Source organism: Ammoniphilus sp. CFH 90114 (assembly GCF_004123195.1).
Taxonomy (GTDB): domain Bacteria; phylum Bacillota; class Bacilli; order Aneurinibacillales; family RAOX-1; genus YIM-78166.
Genome location: NZ_SDLI01000003.1, coordinates 76,756 through 101,557, shown reverse-complemented (window position 1 = coordinate 101,557; position 24,802 = coordinate 76,756). Strand labels below are relative to the sequence as shown.

Sequence of the window (24,802 nt, the reverse complement as noted above, 5' to 3'; positions counted from 1 at the left end):
TTAGAATCTTATCTCTTTTCGAAATAAAAATTGTTATAATAATAGTAGTGCCATGTAAGGGGGACTGAATTTGGAGCAGTTAACCTTGCTTTTATTTGAGCGAACGGGAATTCTCTTAATTCTAACATTCATACTCACACGAATTCCTATGTTTAGACAGCTGTTAGACAGAGAAGTGAGTTTTCGTACTTCTCTCTATTTTTCTATTATCTTTGGGACATTTGGAAGTGCCGGTATCTATGCCGGTGTGATTGTGACGGAGGACCAACTGATCTCTTCGTTTTGGATCACTACCTTAGAGCTGGATGAGGGACTAGCTCACTCCGCATTGGTTGGAGTAGTGATTGGGGGGTTATTGGGCGGTCCGGTAGTCGGAGTGGGTGCAGGATTGATTACAGGCATTCATCTTTTTAGTCTGGGTGGATTTACTGCCTTAGCTAATGGCTTATCTGCCCCGATTACGGGGTTATTAGCGGGGTGGATTGCCCGGTTCTTTTCCCATGAACGAGTGATTACTGCTTCTAAAGCTTTATTTATTGGAATGTTCGCGCCCATATTGCTCATGGGTCTCATTCTTATTTTTTCGTATCCACCAGACGAATCGATCCGATTAGTGAATACGATAGGGATCCCCATGGTGCTGACGAACAGCGTTTCTATTGCCATTTTTACCACGATGATTCGTGTAGCTCTGCATGAGGAAGAACGCTCTGCTGCATTTGAGACTCAGAGAGCGCTTAAGATTGCTGAACTGACCTTACCCTACTTGAAGAAGGGGCTCAAACCAGAAACTGCGCTTGCCACGGCCCATTTATTGAAAAAAGAGTTGAAGGCAGCGGCAGTGGCCGTGACAGATACAGAGCATATTTTAGCTCATGTTGGTATTGGGTCTAACCATCACTTGCCAGGAGAAGAGCTACAAACCGAATTAGCACGGACGGCAATTCGGACGGGAGAGGTTCAGATTGCTTACCACCGAAATCAAATTCAATGCAGGGAATCTAAGTGTCCTTTAGGGGCCTCTATTAAAGTTCCTATTATCCAAGCGGGCCGGGTTACAGGGATTATTGCTTTATATTTTAAGCGTCCACAGCAAATTACGAAAGTTGAGGAAGCGCTAGCCCGAGGACTTGGAACCTTGATTTCCAATCAATTAAATTTAGCACTTGCTGAAAACATGGCAAACCTGATGAAAGATGCAGAGCTTCGCATTCTACAAGCTCAGATCCATCCGCATTTTATGTTCAATACATTAAATTCTATTAATACTTTGATCCGACTAGATCCTCAGTTAGCGCGCCATGTAACGGTACAGCTCGGGACCTATATGAGATTAAATTTAAAGATGGTTTCCTCTCAGCTCGTCCCCATAAAGCAGGAAATGAGTCACTTGCAAGCCTATATTGAGATTATTAAAATACGATTTGCGGACCAATTTGCGATCCATTGTGAGATGGAAGAAGAGCTAGAAGAAGTTTTTATTCCGCCAGTCATCCTCCAGCCCTTAGTGGAGAATAGTATTCATCATGGTTTGAAGGGGAAGCCGAATGGCGGAGAGATTCGTATTCAAGTGAAGCGAGAAGGTAATCAGGTTAAAGTGGTTGTGGAGGATAATGGGTCAGGGATAGCTGAGGAAGTGATTGAACATATTGGCAAGACCTCTGTGAAAAGCCAAGAAGGGAACGGAATTGGTGTTTATAATGTGAATCAACGCTTAACTAGCCTGTTTGGACCAGATGCCAAATTGAATTTTGAAAATAGAGAGGGCGGGGGATGTCGGATTTTCTTTTCGATACCTTATGCTGCGCATAGAGAGGGAGAGATCTAGCCATGAAAATTCGTGCGATGATCGCAGAGGACGAAAGATTAGCTCGTGAGGAACTAAAGTATTTGCTTGAGCAAGAAGAGGTTGAAGTGCTTCCTAGTGCGACGAATGGCTTAGAGCTATTGAAATTAGTAGAGGAGCATGAACCGGATGTTGTTTTTTTAGATATTCATATGCCGGAGATGCAGGGTTTACAAGCTGCTCGAATGTTGTCTTCTCGTAAGAAGTGCCCGTTAATTGTGTTTTCGACAGCACATGAAGATTATGCCGTTGAGGCTTTTGATTTGGACGCAGTTGATTACCTATTGAAGCCGTATGATCACCATCGTTTAAAGCAGACTCTACAGCGAATCCGTAATCGTTTCCGGGAAACGGATGCCCATGAGAATGCACCCGTTTCTGCTCAAGCCTCTACGAAGGTGTCCAAGCTTCTAGTAGATGATGGAGAGCGTCTTATTGTTCTCGATCCCGAAACGATTCTTTACGCTTCTAGGGAAGAGCGAGTAATTGAGATTCACACGAAGACGCAAGTATATACCTCTAAGATGACGTTGCAGCAAATGGAAGAAAAGCTGAACTCCTATTCTTTTTATCGAACCCATCGCAGTTTCCTAGTTAATATGAACTATGTGTTAGAATTGATTCCATGGTTTAATGGAACGTATAATCTCGTGCTTAATGATGGAAAGAGAACGCAGATTCCGGTATCGCGTTCCTCGGCTAAAGAGCTCTTACAACGCTTGCAAAGATAATGACCGTTTGCTTTTGCCAGACCAGCCATCTAAGGCTGGCTTTTTGCTATTTGCACTTTCGATTTAACCATTCGCGCTAATTTTTACAATACTAGGAAATTTGCTTATATAATGACCATTAAACGCTTACAATTTTGAAGGAGGGTATGAAACGAAGATGAGCCAGGCGAAGAAGTTATCTGTCCACAATCAGGAGGAGCAGTCGGTTAATTACACGGAAATTGTTCAATCATCGCAATTCCAAAAGCTTATGAGAAGTAAGAACGCTTTCATTTTACCGATGTCTATTTTCTTTTTTCTCTTTTACTTTAGCTTGCCACTCATGACCTCTTACACCAAGGTGTTAAATCAACCTGCCATTGGTCCGGTAACTTGGGCTTGGGTATTTGCATTTGCTCAGTTCGTAATGACATGGACACTTTGCATTCTTTACTCCAAGAAGGCGCAGAAGTTCGATGAAGACGTAAAGCATATTATGAACGATATTAATAAAGGGAGGTAAAAAAAACGTGAATGCAACAGCTTTTTCACTTTTTTTATTGATTGTACTAGGAACTCTTGTTATTACGTATTTTGCCTCGAAGAAGACGAAGTCTACGAGTGACTTTTATACAGCAGGAGGAGGGTTAACCGGTTGGCAAAATGGACTAGCCATCGCTGGTGACTATATGTCTGCAGCGTCCTTCTTAGGGATTGCTGGGACGATTGCCCTCGTTGGATTCGATGGTTTCTTCTATAGTATAGGTTTTCTCGTTGCTTATCTTGTCGTATTGTACATTGTTGCTGAACCGCTAAGAAACTTAGGGAAATATACGATGGCTGACATGATTGCTGCTCGTTTTAATGATAAGAAGATTCGCGGAGTAGCCGCCTTAAACACCATTTCAATTTCCATATTTTATATGATTGCCCAGTTAGTGGGGGCTGGTGGGCTGATAAAGTTGTTATTGGGTCTTGATTATACGACCTCCGTTCTTATAGTCGGTACGCTTATGACGATCTATGTCGTGTTAGGTGGAATGACGGCAACTAGCTGGGTACAGATTATTAAGGCTGTCCTCTTGATGGTTGGAACCTTTATCATTTCCCTCATCGTGTTTGCTAAGTTTGGCTTTAGCTTCACTACGATGTTTGAACATATGAAAACAGCAACACCTATTGGAGATGCATTTTTAAATCCAGGGAATAAATATAAGGATCCGATTGAAACTCTTTCTCTTAACTTGGCTCTTGTACTGGGTACGGCAGGATTACCGCACATTCTTATCCGCTTCTTTACAGTAAAAGATGCAAAAACGGCTCGTCAATCCGTTGTCGTAGCTACATGGATCATTGGTGTTTTCTATATCATGACGATCTTCTTAGGGTTTGGAGCGGCAGCATTCGTTGGACATGAAGCTATTCTTGCTGCAGACAAAGCAGGTAATATGGCAGCACCACTACTTGCTCAAGCGCTTGGTGGAGATTTCTTGTTTGCTTTCGTTTCTGCCGTGGCCTTTGCAACTATTCTAGCGGTAGTAGCAGGACTCGTTCTATCAGCTGCATCAGCTTTTGCACATGACTTTTATAGTCATATCATCCGTCGTGGGCATGCAAGTGAAAAGGAACAAATGCTTGCGGCACGTTGGGCTTCCATCGGGGTAGCAATTCTGTCTGTTGTCTTAGCTCTCTTTGCTCAAAGTTTGAATGTTGCTTTCTTAGTTGCTCTAGCGTTTGCTGTTGGGGCAAGTGCTAATCTCCCTGTTATTATCTTCACGATTTTCTGGAGAAAGTTCAATACAACCGGTGCGGTTACCGGAATGATTGTTGGTTTGTTTAGTTCCTTACTCATTGTTGCATTAGGACCTAATGTATGGAGCCCTGAGGTAGGAAAAGCGATTTTAGTAGGTGAACCACTAATTAACTTGGCGAATCCTGGAATAGTTTCCATTCCGCTAGGTTTTCTAGCAGCATACCTTGGAACCGTGCTTTCATTTGGTAAAGCCGAAGACAAGAAAGCTGTTGATAAGAAATATGATGAGATCTTAGTTAAGTCTAATACCGGATATGGGGTTGCGAAAGTTTCAAACCATTAATAAAAAAGGAACTTGCTGCTAGTCATAGTAGTAAGTTCCTTTTCACATTTTAGACACTTTAGTAAATGTTGGTTGTAATGCTAAAATGCATTATATAGATGTTATTTTGCATTGTCTAATGAAAATAGTTAATTTCGACTGTTCGATTCGATTTGCATTATATAAATGTAAATGAATGATGCATGCGTGCATTAACAGTCGTCGTACTCCCTAGTAAAATCAAGGTTTCCACTGTTGGCACGATAATTGCATTTATAGTGTGCGAAGGGGGGATTCACATACAGAGGATGTGGGGAAATGGATAGGGAGGATTTAATTCATCTCTTCGATTCGGTAGATATAGGATATGTTATGTTTGATTCTGACCACCGGATCATCTTTCATAATCAACAAGCGAAGCAACTATTTAAAACAGAGAAGCTAGAGCATTTTAGTCAGTTGCCTTTATTCGTTCAAGAGATAGTAGGAAAATGGAATAGAGATGGGAATCGGCTTCCGACGAAGATAGACAGGTATCGTATGCATCTTAAATCGTTTCACTGGAAGGGTCAAGATGTTTCGTTACTAAGCGTTGTAGAAGATATAGAATATAACGAATTAGAATTGATCATTCGGGAGTCATTTGATGAGATTCTAGTCACAGATAGGCAAGGCACAATAAAAAAGATTAGTGCTCGCTGTGAAGAGTTATATGGAATGCCTGCCGAGAGATTAATCGGAAAAAAAACATCGGAGTTAGCTCATGATGCAGTTTTTACGCCTTCTCTAACACCGCTTGTTCTACAAGAGAAGAAGAAGGTTTCTGGAATTCAGATGACTAAGACAGGTAAGAAGCTTTACGTCATTGGAAACCCTATCTTTGATGATGAGGGAGAGATTTACCGAATTGTATTTAATTCACGTGAGTACTCAGAAATTGAAGCCTTAGAAAGTAGATTGCTAGAAACAGAGGATCTGCTCAATAAGTACCGGGAAGAGTTAAATCAATTAAAGCAAATCGTTTCCGATCAGAAGCCCGTCATTTACAATTCCAAAGAAATGAATCAAGTCTATCAGATCGCTTCTAAAGTGGCCCAGGTAGACTCTACTGTCCTGATTGTTGGGGAAACGGGAGTAGGAAAGGGTATGATGGCCCGATATATCCATCAAGAAAGCAGCCGCAGCAAGAATAAGTTAATTGAAGTGAATTGTGGTGCTATTCCAGAAAACTTAATTGAGTCAGAGTTGTTCGGATATGAACGGGGAGCCTTTACAGGGGCAAACAAGGAAGGGAAAAAAGGCGTAATTGAGCTGGCTGATAAAGGGACGTTATTCCTTGATGAGATTGGAGAATTACCGCTAAGCACTCAAGTGAAGTTACTTCAATTTCTGCAGGATAATACCTTCCGCCGTGTTGGGGGAAGTGAACTCATCCAAGTAGATACACGAATTATTGCTGCAACGAATCAAGAATTACCGCGCTTGGTGAAAGAAAAAAAGTTTAGAGAAGACTTTTATTATCGGTTAAACGTTGTGCCTATAACGATTCCTCCCTTACGTCATCGCAGTGAGGATATATCCATTCTTATTCAATTTTTTGTCTCTTCTTTTAATTCTAAATATGGGCTGCATAAGCAGTTGCATGAGGATATCTACCCGATGCTGTGTCAATATGCATGGCCGGGAAATGTTCGAGAATTAGAGAACTTAATCGAACGCCTTCTGGTAACTTGTGATGGGAATATCGTAAAAGTCGAAGAGCTTCCTAGCTATCTCTTAGAAAACAACACGGCAGACCAAGGCATTGTTGTAAAATCCTTAATCCCATTAAAAGAAGCGGTAGAGCAGTTGGAAAAGAAAATGATTACGATGGCTTATGAAACCTACAAAAATACGTACAAATGTGCAGAAGTATTAGAAGTAAATCAATCTACCGTAGTAAGAAAAATGAAGAAGTACTTAGAAGATGGAGGGACCAAAGTATGAATACTGTACAAGTCAACACAAGAGCGACATCTGATTCGCTTCATGAAAGAAGAATGAAGGCTGTTCCTAAAGCACCTTACCACGTGACATCCGTTTATGTGGATTCCGCTCAAGGAGCCCTTGTGAAAGATGTCGATGGGAATCGATATATCGATTTTGCTGGTGGAATAGGCATTCAAAATGTGGGGCATTCCCACCCAAAAGTAGTTCAGGCGGTTACCGAGCAAGTTCAAAAGTCGATTCATACGTGTTTTCACGTTGCTCCTTATGAATCCTATATTGAATTGGCAGAAAAGTTAAACGAGTTGACTCCTGGACAATTTGAGAAGAAGACGATGTTTGCCAATAGTGGAGCTGAAGCGGTTGAGAATGCGGTAAAGATTGCACGTAAATTTACAGGCAAGCCCGGAGTCATCTCTTTTGATCGCGGATACCATGGACGTACGTTACTTACCATGTCTTTAACAAGTAAAGTGAAGCCTTATAAAGACGGATTTGGACCGTTTGCACCTTCCACATATAAACTTCCTTATCCTTATTACTATCGTGCTCCTCACCAGATGAGTCCTGAGCAATTAGATGAAATGATTCTAAGTCAACTTAAGGATTTCTTCGTGAAGGAAGCTTCTGCAGATGAAGTGGGTGCTGTCATTCTCGAGCCGGTACAAGGTGAAGGTGGATTCGTGGTTCCATCCCGTGCATTTGTTCAGGGTTTAAAAGAGATTTGCGAGCAAAATGATATTCTATTTATCGCTGATGAGATTCAGACGGGATTTGGGCGTACAGGAAAGATGTTTGCTATTGAACACTTTGGTGTTGCTCCAGATTTAATGACCCTTTCTAAATCGATTGCTGCAGGATTACCGCTTAGTGCGATAACAGGACGTGCTAATATGATGGATGCACCGGATTTTGGTCAGTTAGGTGGAACATTCAGTGGAAGTCCAGTTTCTTGTGCGGCGGGTCTTGCTGTGTTGGAAGTCTTGGAAGAAGAAAGATTAGTAGAGCGTGCACGAGTCATTGGTGAAAAAATGACAAATAAATTCCTAGAGATGCAGGAGAAATACCCGATCATTGGGGATGTGCGCGGATTAGGTGCTATGTGTGCAATGGAACTAGTTAAGGATCGTCAAACGAAGGAACCTGCGAAAGAGGAAACAGCACAAATTGTAAGCGAATCTTGGAAGAATGGATTGTTTAGTCTAAGCGCTGGAATGTATGGGAACGTCCTTCGTTTCTTGCCGCCTCTTGTGATTACAGATCATCAGCTAGATGAAGGTCTTCAAATCCTTGAAGAGACGATTGCTAAAGTAGTCAATAACAAAACATAAAAAAATACAGGAAAAGGGGTAAGTCAATGAAGAATAACGTTAAATTCGAAAGAGTACTTTCTCGCTTTGATGTTTTATGTTTATCCTTCGGTGCCATGATTGGTTGGGGATGGGTTGTATTAACTGGAGACTGGTTAACATCTGCAGGGTTATTAGGTGCCATTCTTGCTTTCTTAGTCGGTGGAATTATTGTTACCTTTGTAGGATTGACTTACTCTGAATTAACTTCTGCTATGCCAAAGGCTGGAGGAGAGCACGCATGGACACATCGTGCTCTTGGCTCCAAATGGTCTTTCGTCGTTTCTTGGTCGATTTCACTAGGATATATTTCAGTGGTAGCATTCGAAGCGGTAGCTCTGCCAACGGTTATTGAGTATATCTTCCCTAACTATAAAGTGGGCTTTATGTGGACTGTTGCAGGATGGGATGTTTATGCTTCCTGGGTAGCTGTCGGAATGATTGGTGCCATTATTATTACGGCTCTTAACTATTTTGGATTAAAACAAGCAGCGAAATTCCAATTTATTGTAACCGTTCTCCTTGCTTTGGTTGGATTAAGTTTAGTAGGTGGTGCCGCCATCACACCAACTCCATCTGATGCAATCCCTTCTTTTATTAATGGTTGGACTGGATTTATGGCGGTTCTTGTCATGATTCCCTTTATGTTCGTGGGATTTGACGTTATTCCACAAGCAGCTGAGGAGATTAATCTTCCTCATAAACAAATTGGAAGTGTCCTAATTATCTCAGTTATTATGGCTGTAGTTTGGTATATTGGGATGATATTCGGAGTGGGTAAAGGATTAGGTCAGGGGCAATTAGCAGATTCTAGTCTAGCTACGGCCGATGCAATGGGAGCAATCTTCTCTAGTCCAGTTGCAACTCAAATTCTGATAATTGCAGGTGTTGGAGGAATTTTAACAAGTTGGAACTCTTTCTTGATCGGAGGAAGCCGAGTTATATACGCGATGGCTAAATCACACATGCTTCCAAGCTGGTTAGGTGAGCTTCATCCAAAATATAAAACGCCATCGAACGCCATTCTTTTCATTGGAGTACTTTCTGTGTTAGCTCCACTTTGTGGAAGAAAGATGCTAGTTTGGTTAGTTGATGCAGGTGGTCTTGCGATCGTTATTTCTTATTTACTTGTTGGTATTTCTTTCATCATCTTAAGGAAGCGTGAACCCCAGATGCCTCGTCCATTCCGTGCGGGGAATAACAGTGCAGTAGGCTATATTGCGGTGATTTTAAGTATTGGGTTAGCTGTTCTTTATATGCCTGGAATGCCAGCTGCGTTGGTATGGCCATACGAGTGGATCATCTTTGGAGGATGGTGGGCACTTGGTGCTTACTACTTAATTAAAACTCCTCATGAGGAATATGATTACTCAGAAGAGAAAGTAAAGAGCATACAAGTTTCTTAGAGGATGTAACGAAGTCATTGTTGAACAAAAAAAAGGGTTGACGGAATGTTATTAATATAATATGATATAAGTATAGTAGAAATATTGTTAATAACGCCTAAGCAGATAGCTCTGCTTAGTTCCGTAAAGCCTACAGTTCTACTGCTTCACAACTTCAATTATTAACTGAGAAAAATACGAGACTCTGAGAGATCAGAGAGGGAAGTATTTACAGCCAGTTATATCATTCTAGCTTTATTTAGAATGATGTAGCTGGCTTTTTGGTTTTACAAACAACCCCAAGCCCCTATTTTTTGATGGATAATAAGGAGGATATGAAACATGAGCACATTGGTAAACGAAAAGAAGATGAAGTATGAACAGAAGCAGGCTGGTTATGAAATCATTCCACATCCAGAGCATCACCGTCTTTACCATATCAAGTTAGATCAAGCAGTTATTTCTGAATTCTTGAAATCAACAGTGGATGCTATTCCTCAACGCTTAGAATATACTCCGTATGCTCGATTTGAGATGGCGAATAAGATGAAGCAGCTGCTTGGTGAGCAGTTCCAGCAAACGATTCGAGATATCTTACAAGATCGTGAGTCAGGCGGATTTACAATTGGAGTTCAAGGTGAAACAAGCAACCCAGATGATTATGTGCGATTTGCTACAGCTTTCTCTTATCTTGTTGGGATTGCCAACTTTGACGCGATGACGAATACGTTCTACGCTCGTTTTACCGTGAAGGATACGGATACCAGCGACTCCTACTTGCGTCAAGCCTACAGATTGTTCACCCTTCATACAGACGGAACATTTGTTGATGAACCAACGGATTGGTTGCTAATGATGAAGATGATTGAGCAAAACGCCAAGGGCGGAGAATCTCGATTGCTTCATCTTGATGATTGGGAAGAGTTAGAGAAGTTCTCGACTCATCCGTATGCATCCTTTAGAGTTCCTTATAAAGCGCCTGCTAGTAAGAACGTACAAGAAACTATCTATCGTGAGACGTTCTACTGGCAGAATAACAAGCCTTGCATTTGCTTTATTGACCAATTTGCTTACCCTGAGACGATTGATCTTGCAATGTACTTGAAGGAAATGTCTGACTCCATGGAGAATAGTTCTGCTACAAAGGCTATGCCGCTACCAGTTGGAGACTTAATTCTTTTGAACAATCGTTTCTGGTTGCACGGTCGAGCAGCTTTCGAGAAGCATCCTGAATTGCACCGTGAACTGATGCGTCAACGCGGACTGTTCTTTAATACCTAGAAGATGGGGGATTTATGATGTATGATTTCGCAATCGTTGGGGGCGGGATTGTAGGATTATCAACGGGGATGGCGCTGTCTAAACGCTATCCCAAAGCTCGCATTCTCGTTCTTGAAAAAGAGTCACAGTGGGCCAAACACCAAACCGGTCATAACAGCGGAGTAATACACTCTGGTATTTATTATAAGCCAGGGAGCTTTAAGGCGAAGTTTGCACGTGCGGGCAGCAACTCTATGGTTGAATTCTGTAAGGAATATGGAATTGAGCATGAGATCTGCGGCAAGGTCATCGTGGCTACGAAACCAGAAGAAGTTCCGCTTATGGATAACTTGTTTCAGCGTGGATTAGATAACGGGTTAGATATTTCCAAGATCGGAAAAGAAGAATTAAAAGAAAGAGAACCGCATGTTAACGGACTAGGAGCGATTCTTGTTCCAATGGCAGGTATCGTTAACTATAAGCAGGTATGCGAGACGTTCGCTGACATTATTCAAAAAAATGGCGGCGATCTTCGATTGAATACTACAGTCCAGAAGATCCACGAGACGAAGGGCGAAGTTGTCATCGAGACGAGTGCAGGGACGTTCCGCTCTAAATTCCTCATAAGCTGTGCCGGTCTGCATAGCGACCGAGTAACAAGATCCGCAGGAGTAGACACTGATTTAAAGATTGTTCCTTTCCGCGGGGAGTATTATCAATTAAAACATGATAAGAGACATCTTGTTAAGCACTTAATCTATCCGGTTCCGAACCCTGCCTTCCCATTCCTTGGCGTTCATTATACGAGGATGGTAGGCGGACATGTCGAAGCAGGGCCAAATGCTGTACTTAGTTTTAAGCGTGAAGGCTACACAAAAACAGACATCGATATAAAAGACTTAATGGAAGTTATGACTTATCCTGGTTTCTGGAAACTAGCGTCCAAGTACTGGAAAGAGGGAGCTGGAGAAATGATTCGTTCCTTCAGCAAGCAGGCCTTTGTTCGTAGTCTTCAAGAGTTAATACCTGAGATTCAGGCGGATGACTTAGAGACTGCTCCAGCAGGAGTTCGTGCGCAAGCCTTGAAGTCAGATGGTACTCTCGTGGATGACTTCCACATCCTAACTGGAAAGAGCAGTATCCATGTCTGCAATGCTCCATCTCCAGCAGCTACAGCATCGATTGAGATTGGAAAGTATATTACTGAACAGATTCCAGAAATGACGGACAAGAAGCTCTACGCCATATCTTAAGTGACTGTTTAGGGTCTTTACCGCTAGTTAGCTCAATACATGTCTATTGAGCTAACCATGGGGTGTTTGACGATTAACTTGGATTTATCAGCAGCACTCTTTTTTAACTCCATGAGGTGTACTTAGCGTACACCCCTTCTATACCCATTTGGAGGGATGATTCCCTCCTTTTTTTCGTTTCAGCTACCCTTAGAAGTGATATAATGGAAGAAATTTGGAGTAGGTCACTGGGGAGGCGAGTCCATGAATATATCCGGGGTCATCTTTTTTCTCGCTATCTTGGTTGGAACATTAGCTATAACGTATTCTGCTGTAAAGAGAACGACCAATACCAATGAATTCTATGTAGCGGGAAACCGATTAACAGGTTTACAGAATGGACTAGCTATTGCTGGAGATTATATGAGCGCTGCTTCGTTCCTGGGGATTACAGGTACGATCGCGCTATATGGGTTTGATGGGTTTTTCTATGCTATAGGTTTTTTGGTCTCATACTTAGTATTGTTACTCATTGTTGCAGAGCCTTTACATAATTTAGGTAAATTTACCTTAGCGGATTCTATTGCGGTTCGGTTTGATCATCAGTGGCTTCGCGGGATGATCGCGATGAATACGATGTCCATTTCTATCTTCTACATGATAGCTCAACTTGTAGGCGCGGGTGCCTTAATCCATCTTTTGCTTGATCTGGACCCCTCTATATCTATTTTTATTGTTGGTATGCGCTCATGACTGTCTATGTTGTGTTTGGAGGAATGGTAGCCACTTCGTGGGTTCAAATCATTAAGACTATTTTATTGTTATCTGGAACCATTATTATCAGCTTAATTGTCTTATCACGCTTTGATTGGAATATGTTTAAGATGTTTCATCACGTGACCACAGCAACTCCCTTAGGAGAGGGATTTCTCTTACCGGGGAATGAATTGAAGAATCCTCTTGAGACCATCTCTTTTCATTTAGCTCTTATACTGGGGACAGCCGGACTTCCACATATCATTACAAGGTTTTTCACGGTTAAAGATGCCATTGCAACAAGACATTCCCTAGTTACAGCAACTTGGATAATTGGATTTTTCTACTTGATGACCATCTTTTTAGGATTTGGTGCTGCCTCGTTTGTTCCTTGGGAGAAGATGCAAGGAGGGAATTTAGCCGTACCCCTTCTAGCTCATGCTTTAGGCGGAGATTTTTTAATGGCTTTTATCTCAGCCGTAGCTTTCTCAACCATTCTGGCCGTCGTTACAGGATTGGGCTTGTCGGCATCGTCTGCTTTTGCTCATGATTTTTATAGTACGATCGTACGTAAAGGACAAGCTTCAGAAGAAGAGCAAATGGTGGTGGCCAAGTGCTCTGCTGCTGCCGTAGGAATTATTTCTATATTCTTGGCCATTGCCGTACAAAACTGGAACGTCGCTTTCCTCGTATCCTTGGCTTTTGCTGTTGCTGCTTCAGCCAATCTTCCCTTAATCCTGTTGACTCTTTTTTGGAGAAGATTCAATCCTGTCGGGGCGATATCAGGGATCTTGACTGGTCTCATAGCCTCTGTCGTTCTTGTCATGATTAGTCCTAATGTTATGGATCCAAGTTCTGGGCTCATTCGTGCTGAAGCGATCTTCCCATTAAAAAATCCTGGCATCGTTTCCATCCCGCTTGGGTTTTTAGGAGCTTATATTGGTACGGTACTCTCAAGTAGACGAGGACATGCCGATAAGTATGATGAGTTACTATTTCGGGCCCATACAGGGGCTGTGTTGGAGAAAAAGGAGAATCCCGTCTAGTCAGGCGGGATTGTATAATGAATATACCCATTGTAGGGTATTTCGGAAGACATTTTCGGGTATAGTCTACTGGTGGCGGACGATTAAATGTAGCCAAAATACGATAGCAGTAAAAAGTTCCTTTATTTTATAAGAACATGGAAATTACAGAAAAATAGCAGGAAAAAGGTCCGTTATTTCCACTTTTGAGGGGCTAACAGCGCTTTCAAGCCCTATTAACGGAACTTATTTCCGTTAATAGGGCTCTTTTTTGCTTAAATGAGAAAATAGCGGAAAAATCTCCGCTTAGTCAGAGCCGTAACTTCGTTATGAAATCACAGCCTGACAGGCTAATCGATAGCCTTGAGAGAGGGCCCCATCCAATTTTTTATTTTCCTGTTGGTTCGGAGCGGATAGAAGGGACTGTCCATCTAGCACTTTTACCGTGCATTTGCCACATGTGCCCTTCATGCATTTGTACTCAACACTTTGCTTTTGTTCTAGTGCTGCAGATAATAATGTCGTATGTTTGACAGGTGTAATGGAAAAGTGGCTTTGTCCTTGGGAAATTCTAATCGATTGGTCCATTTGTTCTGGTTGCTTAGGTATACTGATGTTCGTGGGTGATGGTACCGGGGACTTGACTTTACTCCCTGGCTTTAAGGACCCGACAGACAAAGACTTCTTTTTCATTGGTACTCCTCCTGTAAGCTTTTTAACATCATAGCATGATTTCTGCTTGGAACAAAGGAAGGAAGAATGGATCGATAATAGATGGGTCTGTAGCTGGTTGGTAAACTATGTTAAAATGGTAAGTATTCGTCTATCCCTCTAGCAACAGCTAAGAGGGATACTTACTTTTGCTAAACGGAGGTGGAGAGATGCTAAAGAGTTATGGGGAATTGTTTATCGGTTTCTTCCGAGCGGGTATGCTGGGCTATGGAGGGGGGCCTTCTTCCATCCCTCTATTTCATAAAGAGGCCGTTGATAAGTTCAAATGGGTGTCTGATGAGGAATTTGGCAATATTCTTGCAATAGCCAATACGTTACCTGGCCCTATTGTAACAAAGTTAGCGGGATATATTGGCTACCGAGTGGCAGGAGTCTTGGGACTTCTTATATCTGTTCTTGCAACGGTGGTGCCTACAGTCCTCCTAATGGGATTGTTGCTGGGTTCTCTATATTCGATTAAAGATGCGTCTTGGGTAGTGGGGATGACTACCGCTATTCAACCTGTTATTGGAGTTATGATGTTTGTGTTGGCTTATGATTTTATCAAAAAGTCATGGAAGGGTGAAGGTCGTATCCTCACTCTTAGCCTAGTCGCTGCCAGTATTATTGCTCTTCAATTATTAGGAATTCATCCTGCTTTAATCATTGGGGTTTTATTAGCTTATGCTCTCCTTTGGGGTAGAAAGAATAAACAACAGGTGGAACAGCAGCCTGAGCAGAAGGAGGCAGCTAACAAATGATTTTTTGGGAAATATTTTTAGCCTTTTTTATACCCGGGATCGTTGGATACGGCGGTGGACCTGCTACTATTCCTCTGATTCAATATGAGGTAGTTGATCGCTATGGCTGGTTGACGATTGAGGAATTTGGTAATATGTTGGCCTTAGGTAATGCGCTTCCTGGACCGATCGCAACGAAAATGGCTGGATTTATTGGATATCAGGTTGGTGGAGTAACGGGGGCTATTATCGCCTTGCTAGCCACAGTTGCTCCTTCTTTAATTGCCATGATGGCATTAATGGGAATTCTCTATAAGTATAAGGACTCGCCTAGAGTGAAGAAAATGACGGCTTTAATCAGACCAACGATTGGTGTTATGCTAGGACTTATAGGTTATCAATTTGTCATTAATGGTTATATGAAGGCCGGAATTTGGCATACAATTATACTTATTGCAGTCAGTTTCTTGTTAATGGAAAAGTGGAAGGTGCACCCTGCACTGGTCATTGTAGGGACCCTCGCTTACGGGGGGATTGTGTTGGGGTAATATACAAAAAAAAAAGAAGGACTTAGGTTTTTGCCTAAGTCCTTAGGTTTAAGGTTACTTTAAGAAGTTTCTTGCTGTAATCACGATATCATATAGATCGATCTTACCGTCGCCATCGATATCGTAAGTTTTATTTTCTACCGTGCGAGTCTTCTCGAATTGTCTTGCCTGCAAACTGATATCCTCGATGTTGATGTTTTCGTCGGAGTTAAAATCCCCTGCATATAAGGTTAAAGTCGGCACAGTAACAGAAAGGAGCTCCTGCTTAACTTCAACATTACTTACAGAAGTCTTGTATCCCGGTGTTTTAATTTGAACAGTATAGTTACCCGTTGGAGCATCAAAGGAGTAGCTTCCATCTTTTTCTGTAACGGTATTAGCAACAACTTGGTTGCCATCTTTAAGCTCGACCGTATAGCCGCCTAGGTCACGCTTGCCAGCTTCGTCTTTAGGCAGTCGAGTGATATGTGAGTCAGGTAACGTAATGGAACCAGTTATTGATTTATATACTTCACCCTCATAGTTTTTGCTATAAGCTGGTATGGAAGTGTTACTGCTGCTAGCTAGCTTAATATTGTTTTCAGTAAAGTTTAGAGATAGCTGTCCTTCTGCATCATCGGCTACTTTAAACGTAATATAAGCTAAATCTCCGTTGCCGGAAAATCCGCCAACATCTCCAGTCTTAGTCACTGCGAAGGAGATGGTCCCAGCTGGGTTATCTACCATATTTTTAATTTCAGCCCCATGAATAATGACTCCTGGAGCTATCTCAATTTGTTCCGTGCTAATATCTGCATCAACTACTGACAATAGATTAGGGTTGAAACTCAACTTAAGAGAAGCCCCATATAGTTCTTGAGCTCCAGAGATGTGGATAGCAACGGTAAATGTGCTTCCTTTCGCTGCGCTTTGTGGTCCAACTAAAGTGAGAGTTGGCCCTAGATGTGGTACAGGACTTAGAATATCATATTGAACAAATACACCTTTAGCCTTTAGTTGTTCAATTACAGATGTAGAGTTTTCGTCTAGAGGATTTCCTGCTACAGAGACCCATTTAAGCTTGTTGAGATTTAATAAAGCACTAATATCAGAAATCTTGTTGTTGGATAGATCTACTTTTCTAAGATTAGAAAGGTTGGCGATTGCTCCGATGCTCTCAAGATGGTTTCCGGAAAGCCCAAGCTCTTGCAATTCAGAAAGACCAGAAAGCGATCCAACGTCATCAATTTGGTTTAAGTCAAGCCTTAAGGTTCTTAAGTTAGTTAGATTAGAAAGTATATCAATACTACTGATATTGTTCTTTATTAGACTTAACTCAGATAGTTCAGTTAAAGAGCTCAATGAGCTTAGATCTGTGATAGAATTGCGGTTTAAATGTAGAGTTTTAAGCTTTGTTAGCTTCTCTAAGTAGTCAACGAATTCAATATGGTTACCAGAAAGGTCCAAGTCATGTAATTGCATTAAATGACTTATTTGTTCTAATGTTTGTGGCGTTGCATGGTTATCGGCAAAGTATAAAGAAGATAAATTCTCAAACAACTCGATTCCTTCTAGGTTAGCAATTTGGGACATAGAGGCAGGCAACATGCCAAGGAAAAATACATCGCTCCAGTATAACTGTCCTTCTGGCTTTTGAATAAGGTCACGAACGACTTTTTCAAATTTTTGATCAGCAAGCTGAATTTCTTTATCAGGGAAGATCTCAATCGGACTCAAGATGTCGTATTGAACAAATACCCCTTTTGCTTGAAGCTGTTGGACAACCTCTAAGGTTGAATCGTTTATAGGATTACCTGCAATGGATACCCAGGTCAAGCTCTCCATATCAAGAAGTGGTTTGATATCTTCAATATGATTGTTAGAAAGGTCTAATTTACGAATATTCTTTAAGCTGCTCAAGCTATTAATTTCTTTGATTTCATTAGTAGAGAGATAGAGCTCCTCTAATTCCCTCAGGTTACCAAGCGAGCTAAGTCCCTCGATTTTATTCATATCAAGCTTTAATGTTCTTAGCTTTGCAAGATTGGATAAAGAGCTAATATCAGTGATATTGTTCTGGACAAGGGCTAGTTCTGTCAAGCTTGTCAACTGATTCAAAGGCTCGATATCAGAAATGTTATTGCGGTTTAGGTATAACGTTTGAAGCTCAACTAAATTAGCTAGCGGGCTAATATCCTGAAGGGAATTTCCAGACAAGTCTAGGTCAAGAAGGTGAGTAAGCTGACCAAGTTGGTAGACCGATCCTGATACGGAGTTATCCGCTAGATATAGTCCTGTAAGATTTTCTAGCAACTCTATTCCCTCTAGATTAGTAATTCCTTGCTTAGCTGCATTGAGTGATCCAAGGTAGTAAACGTCACTCCACCACAGTTCTCCATTAGGCTTCTGAATGAAATTACGGATCGCTTTTTCCAACTTCTTATCAGCGAACTCAATAATGCGATCATTCTCCAGGAAATCATAAAGGAACGGACTAGTAATATCATATTGAACAAATACGCCCTTTTTCATGAGTTCACGGATCACTTCGGCAGCGGAGTCGCTCATAGGGTTGCCAGCAATCGAAACCCAAGATAGGTTACTCATATTGAGCAATGGACTAAGGTCTTTAATCTTGTTGTTTGATAGGTCCAACTTACGAACTTGTTGAAGATTTCTTAAGCTTTCTATGCTTTCGATTTGGTTCTGAGATAATCGAAGTTCAACAAGATTGCTAAGGTTGGCTAGTGGGGTTAAGTTGTCTATTTGATTCTGATCTAGTTTTAAAGTTCTTAACTTCGTTAAGCCGCCTAAAGAGGCCAGTTCGCTGAATTGATTGTCTACGATACTTAGTTCTGTGAGTTCAGTCATATTGCTTATTGGATCTAAATCAGATAGATTATTGTGATCCAAGTATAAAGTTTGCAAAGCAGTTAGTTTAGAAAGCAAATCCATTCGATCCAAATCGTTGCCGGATAGATCTAAGTCAAGCAGGTTGTTCATTTCACTTAGATAAACAGCATTCGTCACCGTATTATCAGCGAAGTACAACCCAGATAAACTGTTGAACCATTTTAAATCTTCAAAGCTTGTAATATTGGCCTTAGATGCTGGTAAAGAGCCCATAAAATAGACATCACTCCACCAGATCCCCTCGCCTTCTTCTTTTTGCAGCAGACTATAAACGATCTTTTCTAGGTTCTTATCTTCAAATTCAATTAATCGATCTCCAGGAAACGCTCCTGGTGAAGGAATATCATACTGAACCATAACACCCTTGTCTTGAAGGGCTTTAATCGTATGGAAGGCAGAAGGCAATAATGGATTGCCTGCAAGAGAGACCCATTCTAAGCCATCTAAGGAAAGCAGTGCATCAATGTTGGTGATTTTGTTGTTGGACAGGTCTACTTGACGCAATTCTTTCAGGTTGGACAAAACATCAATATCTTTAATCGAGTTTCCTGAAAGTCCTAACCTAGTTAGAGCGGATAACGAGGAAAGAGAGCTAATATCAGAAATCTGGTTGTTAGCTAAATAAAGAGATTGTAATTTCACAAGGTGTCCTATGGCATCAATCGAGCCAATCTCGTTTTCTTGCAAAGCAAGCTCTGATAGCTCAGTTAAATGACTTAATGCACCTACGCTTTGAACTTGATTCCTATGAGCATGAAGCGTCTTCAGCTGTCCTAAATGGGTTAGGGAGTCCAAAGTGGATAATCTAGTTCCGGAAAGGTCTAGATCTTCTAGCTGGGTTAAGGTCGCGATTTGATAGACATCATGGGTAACCGCGGTATCGGCTAAATATAAGGAGGAGAGGTTTGCTAGCTTGTCGATACCATTTAAGCTTCTAACTTCGGAGTTTTGCAGAGGCAGCATGGCTAAAAAATAGACATCACTCCACATTAAGTCTCCATCTGGCTTATTTGCAAGGGTACGTAGGGCCTTATCTAAATGCTCGTCATCAAATTGAATGACGCGATCACCAGGAATGAAGCTGTAGACCTCAGAATAGACAGATTCTCCAACAGAATTCTCGGTTGTTAGCTTATAGTTGTACTGAGTCATAAATTCCAAGCCGCTGTCTACCAAATAGGTTTCCTCTGTTACAGAAATTGGCTTGAAGGTTTGCTCCGTAAGGGTAGAGCGTTGGATGTTATAATATGTAGCTCCTGTTACCGTATTCCATTCCAGTTTTACTTCATGGTCGGATACCGGTGTTCCTCGCAATTCACTAAACTTAAATTGTGGTGTCAATGAATGGCCTTCTGCTGTTTGCTTTGTATTATCCAGGCTGTTCGTTGACTCGACGACATCACCATTCTCAGCAGTTGCAGGCATCATCACAGATGAAGAAATCATGACGGGGACCATAAAAGAAGATAATTCACGAAATGCTTTTTTCTTTTCCACGATGGTTCTCCTCTCCTTTTTTGAATTGATTGGAGTAATACTCCATTTGTTAATATCCTTTATGACTCTATAAAAGTAGGTTATTAACTACTAAGATAGTAAATAGGCACTACCTGAATAAGGTAGAGTTGTCCCAATTACAAGCTGAGTGTACAATAACGGAAATAGGCGATACAATAAGATGGAAAAGAATTTACAAACTATTTACAATTATTCATGGATAGTTAACGTATAATTTACTTTACTTTTACAAGTTGTTAACGTTTCATGAAAATACAAGAAAATTAGGCTGATCTACAAACAAAAAGCTCTTACGTGATATCCACGCAAGAGCTTCTTTTACACATTACTTTATGCTTTATTATAAACTTCTGGTCTACGATCCCAATAAGGAGCCACATTCCCTTGTTCTCTGTTCTCTTTAAGAAGGGTTAAATCTGCTTGTCCTACTACGACGCCTCTCTCATTGACTTTTCCTTCCGCTAGGATGCCATCTGGTGGAAACGGGCGATCACAAGGTGCAAATAAACCGCCTTGGCTATAGCCTAGATCGATTTGCTCTACGCCTGAAACTTCCCCAATAATTCCGCACATGGCAACATAAAGTTGATTCTCGACCGCTCTCGCTTGGCTGCAGTTCTTTACGCGATGAAAGCCTGCTGCTGCGTCCGTGTAAGAAGGACATAGGATAATCTCAGCGCCTTTATCCGCAACGATTCGACCAGCCTCTGGGAATTCTACATCATAGCAGATAAGGATGGCGACTCGTCCGAATTCGGTATCAAAAACTTTAAACTCTTCACCAGGGGAGAGTTTCCATGCTCTTCTTTCTTCAGGGGTGAGATGGACCTTTCTCTGAGTTTCCAGACGCCCATCAGGAAAGAACAGAAAAGCAGTGTTGTAGAATTGACCATTATCCTGAACAATATGGGTTCCTGCTTGGATGATCATACCGGTTTCACGGCTGATACTAGCGAAGGTCTGAACATATTCCTCTGTCTGTTCATGAAGGAATTGGCAGGCTTCCTCATGAGTAAGGACAGGGCATAGGGCAAGTAAATTCCCCGTAACGTACTCCGGAAAAACAAGTAGCTTTACCCCTTGTTCTTGTGCAGACTTAACATGATTGTTGATTTGATTCCAGAAGTCTTCCCGTGTATTCAAAGATTGAAGTTCATATTGAACAAGACCGATTGTCATCGTATAGATACCCCCTGTTTAAATGTTAGGATTCTTCCATTCCACTAAGACGGCTTTATTTAGCGATTCTTCGTCGTCTAAATAATCATCTAGAATCTGAATCGGATGCAGGCCCTGTCTTAACATGAAGGTGAGTACAAGATCTTTAATCTCCCCACGTACGACCCGCTCAACGTATTCTTGACTTGTCAGCTGGTTTGCATAAAGGTGGAAGTTAGGGATTCGACATCCCGCTAAATAACGCTTTAGCCCTAGTTCAACTACGAGATCTTTGCGAGCTTGGTACAAGGCTGCTGCGATGCCGTTTCCACGATAGCTTGGCCTTACACAAACATCAATCCCATAAAGACTATCACCAGCAGGATCATGACTTCCTTCGATATAGCCGTTATCTGAAACTTCTACCCAAGTATGAGGCTTTCCATCAAATTGTATTAATAGAGAGGTGGCTGACCCGACAATTTTATCATCTAATAAGGCCACCATTGCTCCCTTAGGGAAGTTGCGAATATGGGCCTGAATTTGTTCTGGCTTCCACCAAAGATCCTCTGGAAATGGAGGGGGGAATGCTTCTCTTTGAAGGTCTAGAAGTCCTTCGAAGTCGTTCATCGTATAAGGGCGAATGACCAGGCTCATGTACAAAGATCTCCTTTCTGTTACCTTAAAATTCCTATCTTTTGATCATACCACATGACTCGAAAAATAGAAAAAAACGGGGAGAGTTCCCCGTTAAGATACACCAAGCAGTTCATTCATAAGCTGAATACGTTGGTTGATTACACTAATAAGATTGTGGACTTCAATCGTTTCATATTCGGATAGCTTATTTACATTTAAGGCTTCGATAAGGTCTTTTCTCTTTGCATATAACTCACTTATGCTGTAGGATTCGTAGATTTCCTCTCTAGTATAACTAACAGGCATGGTTTGAGCTCCTCTCTGGTATACCATTCTCTTTCTTTTATATAAAACTATAATATGAATGATAATTCATTGAAAGTTAAAAGATTCGATATTTATCGACAACTTACACAGACACCTATACTTTCCATTGGTGAGAAGATAAAATAGAAGAAACTGCCAATATTTGTTGGCTAACGGAGATGGTGGGATCCATAACAGGAGAATTTCCGGTTATTCTTGAAGTTGGCTTTATTTTAGGGGGAATAACGGGAAAAATTCCTCCTATTTGCGAAAAAAATGCTCATAAGGAGAGTTTTAGGCCAAGTAGCGGAAAAAATTCCTCCTATTTCGGTCCATTTTAATGCATATCTTAAAATAACAGGAATTCCTCCGCTTATGCTTCACCCACCTCCCTATAAAGGAAACGAAGGATGTGACCAATATGAGTAGATATCTAGTTACAAGTGAGTGGTTGAAGGAGAGATTGGATAATTCTCAAGTAAGAATTGTAGATTGCCGATTTATTTTGGGCAACCCTGGTGCAGGAAAACAAGCCTATGAAGAGGGACATATTCAAGGAGCTGTCTATTTTGACTTGGAGCAAGATATGTCAGGAACGAAAGGACGTCACGGAGGAAGACATCCTTTGCCTCCAATAGAGGAGTTTGTGGAAAAGCTCAGCCAAGCAGGAATAGGCAATCAAACGACCGTGGTGGCTTACGATGATCAGGGTGGGGCCATGGCTTCTCGTTTCTGGTGGCTATTACATTATCTAGGGCACGAAAATGTGTATGTACTAAGTGAGGGATATACAGCTTGGAAGGAAAAGGACTATCCCACTACGATAGACATCCCGTCTTTTGACTATGCTCCGTTTAAAGCTAGCGTCCGTCAGGACTTAGTAGTAGATATGAGTCTGGTTAAAGAGAAAAAGGGCCTAGACGAAGTAGTCTTAATTGATTCTCGTGAAGAGCGTAGATACAAGGGAATAGAAGAGCAGATAGATCCGGTTGCTGGCCATATACCCGGAGCGCAGAATTACTTTTGGAAGGGTGTCTTGGGTGAGAAAGGAACTTGGAAAGAGGCTGAAGAATTAGCACAGCAATTTAAGAGTATAGATCGAGCTAAAGAGATCATTGTTTATTGTGGATCTGGCGTTACAGCATGTCCGAATATTCTTGGTCTTAAAGAAGCAGGATATGAAAATGTAAAACTCTATCCAGGAAGCTGGAGCGATTGGTGCTCGTATGCCGACAATCCGGTGGGAAAGGAAAAGGAATAAATGGATCAACCAAAGATTATCATTGTGGAAGGCAAAACAGATAAGGAAAAGCTTCTTCAAATCCTCAATGAATCTGTGGAGATTGTATGTACCTTTGGCACGTTAAGTGACGATAAAATAGAAGAAATGATTTTACCCTTACAAGATGAGGATGTTTATGTTTTAGTGGATGCAGATGGAGCAGGGAATAAACTCAGACAGCAGTTGAAAAGGGAGCTTCCTAATGCTAAACATCTCTATACCCGGAGGATGTATAGGGAAGTAGCTACAACTCCATTAGAACACCTTGCAAAAATTTTGGACGACGCTCATTTCTCTGTACATGAACAGTACTTAATCGAACAGGAATAAAACATAAAAAACACATAATTCTTTGAGCCTCCTGAGTATATTTGTTAAACTATAGAACTAACAATGAAAAGGAGGCGTAAGTATGAATTTCCAGTGGGAAGAATGGCTTTCCTTGGGCTTGTATCTTTCCTTAATTGAAACAATAGGAAAGGCCTTGCTCGTTGTTGTCCTTGCATTAGTAGGATGGAAAGTGGCGAATAAAATTAGTACCCAGTTATTTGATAGTTTAGGAAATAAGTATCAATATAGTGAAAGAAAAGTGAAGACCTTAAGTAAAACGATTAATAGTTTAGTAGGTTATGTTGTATTTTTTATTGCTGCGATTATGATCCTTGGATTGTTTGGCATACCGACCGCTAGTATTCTGGCTGGTGCTGGGATTATTGGATTAGCTGTAGGTTTTGGCGCTCAAGGACTTGTAAGTGATGTCGTTACAGGCTTCTTTATTCTTCTAGAGAATCAGATTGAAGTAGGGGACTATGTTACCATGGGCGGCTACTCTGGAATTGTGGAGGAAGTAGGAATTCGAGTAACGAAGGTTCGTTCTTTTGACGGCTCTCTTCATTACATCCCTAACCGTGAAATTGGATCGCTCACCAATCATTCTAGGGGCAATATGAGAGCGTTGGTAGATATGAGCATTTCCTATGAGGATGACATCGATACCGCGATAAGCGTTCTTCAGGCCGCTTGTGATCAAGTTCGCGACAGGATGCCCGAGATTAAGGAAGGGCCCAACGTACTTGGGGTCCAGGCATTTGGCAGCTCAGATGTGGTTCTTAGGGTCATTGCAAAGACTGAAAATATGCAACAGTGGGCTGTAGAAAGAGAGTTAAGGAAAGCATTAAAGAAGGCACTTGATGATAATGGAATCGAAATTCCCTACCCTCATCAAGTTTATTTAACTAAGCAAGGATAAATAGAAGCTGTATGCAGCCTAAGACTGCATACAGCTTTTTTTGTGCAAAAGAAAGTGAATGTAAAAGTTTCAAATCCAACCTTGACATTTTCTTAACATTCTCAACAAAACGTTAACATGATCCACATAGTAAAT

General features: G+C 41.3%; 19 protein-coding genes and 1 pseudogene. 15 read left to right on the top strand and 5 right to left on the bottom strand.

From position 1 onward, the window contains the following. The first annotated feature begins 70 nt into the window (after positions 1-70). The 10 genes and pseudogenes from EIZ39_RS08145 (at position 71) to EIZ39_RS08100 (ending at position 13,645) form a co-directional block, all read left to right on the top strand. Positions 71-1,828, top strand: coding sequence for a LytS/YhcK type 5TM receptor domain-containing protein (locus tag EIZ39_RS08145; protein ID WP_129199350.1), 1,758 nt, complete (start codon positions 71-73; stop codon positions 1,826-1,828). A gap of 2 nt (positions 1,829-1,830) precedes the next feature. After that, on the top strand, positions 1,831-2,577 hold the full coding sequence (locus EIZ39_RS08140; RefSeq protein ID WP_129199348.1) for a LytR/AlgR family response regulator transcription factor: 747 nt from the start codon (positions 1,831-1,833) through the stop codon (positions 2,575-2,577). A 157-nt stretch (positions 2,578-2,734) separates the two neighbouring features. Continuing rightward, positions 2,735-3,079 carry a DUF485 domain-containing protein gene (locus EIZ39_RS08135; protein ID WP_129199346.1) on the top strand — a complete coding sequence of 115 codons (345 nt, stop codon included), beginning with the start codon at positions 2,735-2,737 and terminating at the stop codon, positions 3,077-3,079. A 7-nt stretch (positions 3,080-3,086) separates the two neighbouring features. Further along, complete coding sequence (locus tag EIZ39_RS08130; protein WP_129199344.1) at positions 3,087-4,652, top strand: solute symporter family protein; 1,566 nt, start codon at positions 3,087-3,089, stop codon at positions 4,650-4,652. Between the two features lie 297 nt (positions 4,653-4,949). Continuing rightward, positions 4,950-6,617, top strand: coding sequence for a sigma 54-interacting transcriptional regulator (locus EIZ39_RS08125; RefSeq protein WP_129199342.1), 1,668 nt, complete (start codon positions 4,950-4,952; stop codon positions 6,615-6,617). After that, positions 6,614-7,948: a 4-aminobutyrate--2-oxoglutarate transaminase gene (gabT, locus tag EIZ39_RS08120; RefSeq protein ID WP_129199340.1), complete on the top strand. Its 1,335-nt coding sequence runs from the start codon at positions 6,614-6,616 to the stop codon at positions 7,946-7,948. The genes EIZ39_RS08125 and gabT overlap by 4 nt, the downstream gene beginning before the upstream one ends. 26 nt (positions 7,949-7,974) lie before the next feature. Beyond that, a complete protein-coding gene (locus tag EIZ39_RS08115; RefSeq protein ID WP_129199338.1) occupies positions 7,975-9,372 on the top strand; it encodes an APC family permease in 1,398 nt (465 codons plus the stop codon). Positions 9,373-9,693: 321 nt separating this feature from the next. After that, entirely contained in the window at positions 9,694-10,632 is a 939-nt protein-coding gene (gene glaH / locus EIZ39_RS08110; RefSeq protein ID WP_129199336.1) for a glutarate dioxygenase GlaH, read from the top strand. Positions 10,633-10,649: 17 nt separating this feature from the next. Then, the gene (gene lhgO / locus EIZ39_RS08105) at positions 10,650-11,864 is read left to right on the top strand and encodes an L-2-hydroxyglutarate oxidase (protein ID WP_129199816.1); all 1,215 of its coding nucleotides are present in this window, start codon (positions 10,650-10,652) and stop codon (positions 11,862-11,864) included. Positions 11,865-12,107: 243 nt separating this feature from the next. After that, a pseudogene (locus tag EIZ39_RS08100) lies at positions 12,108-13,645 on the top strand (solute symporter family protein). A gap of 306 nt (positions 13,646-13,951) precedes the next feature. On the opposite strand, the gene EIZ39_RS08095 reads toward EIZ39_RS08100, so the two are convergent. Next, the gene (locus EIZ39_RS08095) at positions 13,952-14,317 is read right to left on the bottom strand and encodes a 2Fe-2S iron-sulfur cluster-binding protein (protein WP_129199334.1); all 366 of its coding nucleotides are present in this window, start codon (positions 14,315-14,317) and stop codon (positions 13,952-13,954) included. 188 nt (positions 14,318-14,505) lie between these two features. Here EIZ39_RS08095 and EIZ39_RS08090 point away from each other — a divergent pair, with 188 nt between their 5' ends. Further along, positions 14,506-15,096, top strand: a complete 591-nt coding sequence (locus tag EIZ39_RS08090; protein WP_129199332.1) for a chromate transporter — start codon at positions 14,506-14,508, stop codon at positions 15,094-15,096. After that, positions 15,093-15,623 (top strand): chromate transporter, encoded by a 531-nt coding sequence (locus EIZ39_RS08085; protein WP_129199330.1) that lies wholly within the window; start codon positions 15,093-15,095, stop codon positions 15,621-15,623. The genes EIZ39_RS08090 and EIZ39_RS08085 overlap by 4 nt, the downstream gene beginning before the upstream one ends. A gap of 54 nt (positions 15,624-15,677) precedes the next feature. Here the strand turns inward: EIZ39_RS08085 and EIZ39_RS08080 are convergent, their stop codons facing one another. From EIZ39_RS08080 to EIZ39_RS08065, 4 genes are all read right to left on the bottom strand, one after another. Then, on the bottom strand, positions 15,678-20,012 hold the full coding sequence (locus tag EIZ39_RS08080; protein ID WP_129199328.1) for a leucine-rich repeat domain-containing protein: 4,335 nt from the start codon (positions 20,010-20,012) through the stop codon (positions 15,678-15,680). A 351-nt stretch (positions 20,013-20,363) separates the two neighbouring features. Then, the gene (locus EIZ39_RS08075; RefSeq protein WP_129199326.1) at positions 20,364-21,212 is read right to left on the bottom strand and encodes a carbon-nitrogen hydrolase family protein; all 849 of its coding nucleotides are present in this window, start codon (positions 21,210-21,212) and stop codon (positions 20,364-20,366) included. Positions 21,213-21,230: 18 nt separating this feature from the next. Next, positions 21,231-21,848, bottom strand: coding sequence for a GNAT family N-acetyltransferase (locus EIZ39_RS08070; RefSeq protein ID WP_129199324.1), 618 nt, complete (start codon positions 21,846-21,848; stop codon positions 21,231-21,233). A 93-nt stretch (positions 21,849-21,941) separates the two neighbouring features. Beyond that, entirely contained in the window at positions 21,942-22,136 is a 195-nt protein-coding gene (locus EIZ39_RS08065; protein ID WP_129199322.1) for a hypothetical protein, read from the bottom strand. A gap of 421 nt (positions 22,137-22,557) precedes the next feature. On the opposite strand from EIZ39_RS08065, the gene EIZ39_RS08060 reads away from it, so the two are divergent. From EIZ39_RS08060 to EIZ39_RS08050, 3 genes are all read left to right on the top strand, one after another. Further along, positions 22,558-23,397: a sulfurtransferase gene (locus EIZ39_RS08060; RefSeq protein WP_129199320.1), complete on the top strand. Its 840-nt coding sequence runs from the start codon at positions 22,558-22,560 to the stop codon at positions 23,395-23,397. After that, on the top strand, positions 23,398-23,748 hold the full coding sequence (locus EIZ39_RS08055; protein WP_129199318.1) for a toprim domain-containing protein: 351 nt from the start codon (positions 23,398-23,400) through the stop codon (positions 23,746-23,748). An 82-nt stretch (positions 23,749-23,830) separates the two neighbouring features. Then, positions 23,831-24,667, top strand: a complete 837-nt coding sequence (locus tag EIZ39_RS08050; protein ID WP_129199316.1) for a mechanosensitive ion channel family protein — start codon at positions 23,831-23,833, stop codon at positions 24,665-24,667. The last annotated feature ends 135 nt before the right edge of the window (positions 24,668-24,802 follow it).

Bases quoted from the DNA above. Each gene is read 5' to 3' on its own strand.
- EIZ39_RS08140 (WP_129199348.1), top strand. From the start codon at position 1,831: ATGAAAATTCGTGCGATGATCGCAGAGGACGAAAGATTAGCTCGTGAG.
- EIZ39_RS08135 (WP_129199346.1), top strand. From the start codon at position 2,735: ATGAGCCAGGCGAAGAAGTTATCTGTCCACAATCAGGAGGAGCAGTCG.
- EIZ39_RS08125 (WP_129199342.1), top strand. From the start codon at position 4,950: ATGGATAGGGAGGATTTAATTCATCTCTTCGATTCGGTAGATATAGGA.
- gabT (WP_129199340.1), top strand. From the start codon at position 6,614: ATGAATACTGTACAAGTCAACACAAGAGCGACATCTGATTCGCTTCAT.
- EIZ39_RS08115 (WP_129199338.1), top strand. From the start codon at position 7,975: ATGAAGAATAACGTTAAATTCGAAAGAGTACTTTCTCGCTTTGATGTT.
- glaH (WP_129199336.1), top strand. From the start codon at position 9,694: ATGAGCACATTGGTAAACGAAAAGAAGATGAAGTATGAACAGAAGCAG.
- lhgO (WP_129199816.1), top strand. From the start codon at position 10,650: ATGTATGATTTCGCAATCGTTGGGGGCGGGATTGTAGGATTATCAACG.
- EIZ39_RS08095 (WP_129199334.1), bottom strand. From the start codon at position 14,317: ATGAAAAAGAAGTCTTTGTCTGTCGGGTCCTTAAAGCCAGGGAGTAAA.
- EIZ39_RS08090 (WP_129199332.1), top strand. From the start codon at position 14,506: ATGCTAAAGAGTTATGGGGAATTGTTTATCGGTTTCTTCCGAGCGGGT.
- EIZ39_RS08085 (WP_129199330.1), top strand. From the start codon at position 15,093: ATGATTTTTTGGGAAATATTTTTAGCCTTTTTTATACCCGGGATCGTT.
- EIZ39_RS08075 (WP_129199326.1), bottom strand. From the start codon at position 21,212: ATGACAATCGGTCTTGTTCAATATGAACTTCAATCTTTGAATACACGG.
- EIZ39_RS08070 (WP_129199324.1), bottom strand. From the start codon at position 21,848: ATGAGCCTGGTCATTCGCCCTTATACGATGAACGACTTCGAAGGACTT.
- EIZ39_RS08065 (WP_129199322.1), bottom strand. From the start codon at position 22,136: ATGCCTGTTAGTTATACTAGAGAGGAAATCTACGAATCCTACAGCATA.
- EIZ39_RS08060 (WP_129199320.1), top strand. From the start codon at position 22,558: ATGAGTAGATATCTAGTTACAAGTGAGTGGTTGAAGGAGAGATTGGAT.
- EIZ39_RS08055 (WP_129199318.1), top strand. From the start codon at position 23,398: ATGGATCAACCAAAGATTATCATTGTGGAAGGCAAAACAGATAAGGAA.
- EIZ39_RS08050 (WP_129199316.1), top strand. From the start codon at position 23,831: ATGAATTTCCAGTGGGAAGAATGGCTTTCCTTGGGCTTGTATCTTTCC.